Below are 2,571 nucleotides of genomic sequence, written 5' to 3'. Positions count from 1 at the left end.
AAAAAGAATGTTAAGTTACGGTGGTTTGCTTAAACAAAAACATAAAATTTTGAATTTAGACGACGCAGAAGATGGCGATTTAATAAAAACAAGTGATGACGAAACGATAACCGACGAAGAAGAAAAAGCACATTCAATCACTGCAATTTGGAATTACGAAAAACAAAATTATTTTTTAAAAAATTTGTAACGTTAGCTTAAAAGCTAGCGTTTTTTTATGCTTTTTTGCCCCTGCAGGAACTATAGCGTTCAACCAGCATGGTTGCCCAGTTTTTATGCCAATTTTTAAATTTGCATGTAACTGGGCAGTGTCTAAAAAATTCGACACTGGTTAAGCAAAAATTTTTGTTTTGTTTTTCTGATTTTTAAATTTAGCTCATATTTGCGTTTTAAGAGCCGTTAAATCGTTTTGGGTATAAATATATATAAAATACCCCTAAATGCTCTAAAAAGTATCTTAAAATTGCAAATAAGGGCATTATAATTTTTATTAAGTCTTTAAATATTTTGTTAGCATAAAAAAATAAGGAGCGTGAAAAAAGATATGCCTGAAAAATCAAAATTAGGAAGTTCATTAGCTTTTAATTATTTTTTATTACTTGTAGGTATATTAACTTTTCTTGGTTATTATTTTTTAGGAGATGCTAATTTCATGATTAGTTGGTTAATGGCAATGTTTCCAATAACTGTTGGAATTGCAAACATAGGTAGGCTAAAAAATAAAAAGTAGAACACGCATTTATGCCGAGAAAATTTATTGAAGTTGAGAAGAACCCTTAACTAAACTTGCAGACGAATGTCGGCATAGCGTGAGCTATTAAGCCGACCATTCGACAAGTTTTGGGTTTGTTAAGGGTTCCGAGGCTCAACGTCAATAAAGCAATTGGAATAAAGCAATATATTTATTGTCTATACCAATCTATTGCTTTTTTCTCTATTTTTTTCACGTATTTATCTTTGCCATTTACATAGGATTTTATATCTTCAGGATAATTCTTGGCTAATTCATTTTTTAATTCCCCATACTCTTTCGCGATTTCTTTATGAGATTTTAGATATTCTTTAAATGCTAAATGACGTTCTATTTCTGTTTTATTTTTATAGTCAAATACATGTAAGTGGTGAGTTCTTTTTATTTTTCCTTTTCTAAAAAATCTTCTTTTAGGAATACCATTTTCCCCTAAATTTTCGTATCCGAGGTCATTCAATTTTTCATTAAATTCATCAACTTTTTCTATATTTTTCACTACTACCATGATATCTATTATGGGTTTTGCTTTTAATCCTTGGATTGATGTACTGCCTATGTGATGAATATGAATTATTTCGTCGTTAAAAATAGTTTTTAATTTTTTTGCTTCGTTATTAAAATTTTCTTGCCAATTTGGTTGATAATCTTTAACTTCTACTCTTCTCATTTTAGCCTTCCTTTTTTGTTTTTTTAAAACGAGTGTAAACGAGTTTCTTCTTGTCTTGATACTATATAGAAATAATTCAAAGATTAAAAAATGTTGCTAAAGCCTTTTATATCAACGTTTATTTTGGTTTTTCGGCGTGAAAAGAAAATTTGACATAAAAAAACCCCAGTAATAAGATTAAAGTGTCAAGCTAAAATCGAATACTGGGGGTTTCTGTATGCATTTTTATACTACAAGATGTGTAGACGAAAATCAAGATAATGAAACATTGAAAGATATGACTAAAAACGGGAAACAACGCCCGTGGAGAGAAAAGAAAATCGACAATGTAAGCTATGCCGATATACTTGAAATTTTAAAAATTAAAAAGGCTTATAACGTAAAACAATGTGGTAACGTCTTAGAATTTAAAGCCAATGATGACGGGTATTTGAAGTTATATAAAACATGGTTTTGTAAATCAAAATTGTGTCCGGTTTGTAATTGGAGGCGTGCAATGAAAAATAGTTATCAAGCTCAAAGAGTGATTGAAGAAGTGGTTAAAGAAAAGCCGAAATCTCGTTGGTTATTTTTAACACTTTCAACTAAAAATGCGATTGACGGAGAAACGTTAGAACAAAGTTTAAGAGAAATGTCTAAGGCATTTAATAAATTAAAAATGTACTCAAAAGTTAAAAAGAATTTAATTGGTTTTATGCGTTCGACAGAAGTAACAGTTAATAAAAAAGACGGTAGTTACAACCAACATATGCACGTTTTATTGTGTGTCGAAAATGCTTATTTTAGAAAAAAAGAAAATTATATAACTCAAGACGAGTGGATCAAACTTTGGCAAAAAGCACTTCAAGTTGATTACAAACCAGTCGCAAATATTAAAGCGATTAAGCCAAACAAAAAAGGCGATAAAGATATTCAAGCTGCGATTAAAGAAACATCAAAATACTCTGTGAAATCATCTGATTATTTAACTGGTAATCATGAAAAAGACGCAGAAATCGTTAATGATTTAGAACAGGGGTTGTACAGAAAAAGAATGTTAAGTTACGGTGGTTTGCTTAAACAAAAACATAAAATTTTGAATTTAGACGACGCAGAAGATGGCGATTTAATAAAAACAAGTGATGACGAAACGATAACCGACGAAGAAGAAAAA

Annotated in this window: 4 protein-coding genes; 3 read left to right on the top strand and 1 reads right to left on the bottom strand. The window is 29.9% G+C overall.

Going from position 1 to position 2,571, the window contains the following annotated elements; genetic code table 11:
- On the top strand, window positions 1-190 hold a 190-nt coding region (locus NGI30_RS11395; RefSeq protein ID WP_251944118.1), incomplete at its 5' end, for a protein rep.
- Between the two features lie 342 nt (window positions 191-532).
- Window positions 533-730: a hypothetical protein gene (locus tag NGI30_RS11390; RefSeq protein ID WP_251944116.1), complete on the top strand. Its 198-nt coding sequence runs from the start codon at window positions 533-535 to the stop codon at window positions 728-730.
- Window positions 731-902: 172 nt separating this feature from the next.
- Here the strand turns inward: NGI30_RS11390 and NGI30_RS11385 are convergent, their stop codons facing one another.
- Window positions 903-1,418: a GrpB family protein gene (locus NGI30_RS11385; RefSeq protein ID WP_145431467.1), complete on the bottom strand. Its 516-nt coding sequence runs from the start codon at window positions 1,416-1,418 to the stop codon at window positions 903-905.
- A 217-nt stretch (window positions 1,419-1,635) separates the two neighbouring features.
- Between NGI30_RS11385 and NGI30_RS11380 the strand changes: the two genes are divergently transcribed.
- On the top strand, window positions 1,636-2,571 hold a 936-nt coding region (locus NGI30_RS11380), incomplete at its 3' end, for a protein rep (RefSeq protein WP_251944113.1).

Source organism: Staphylococcus sp. Marseille-Q5304 (assembly GCF_943737015.1).
GTDB classification, from domain to species: Bacteria; Bacillota; Bacilli; order Staphylococcales; family Staphylococcaceae; genus Staphylococcus; species Staphylococcus hsinchuensis.
This window is presented reverse-complemented; position numbering and strand designations above follow the sequence as displayed.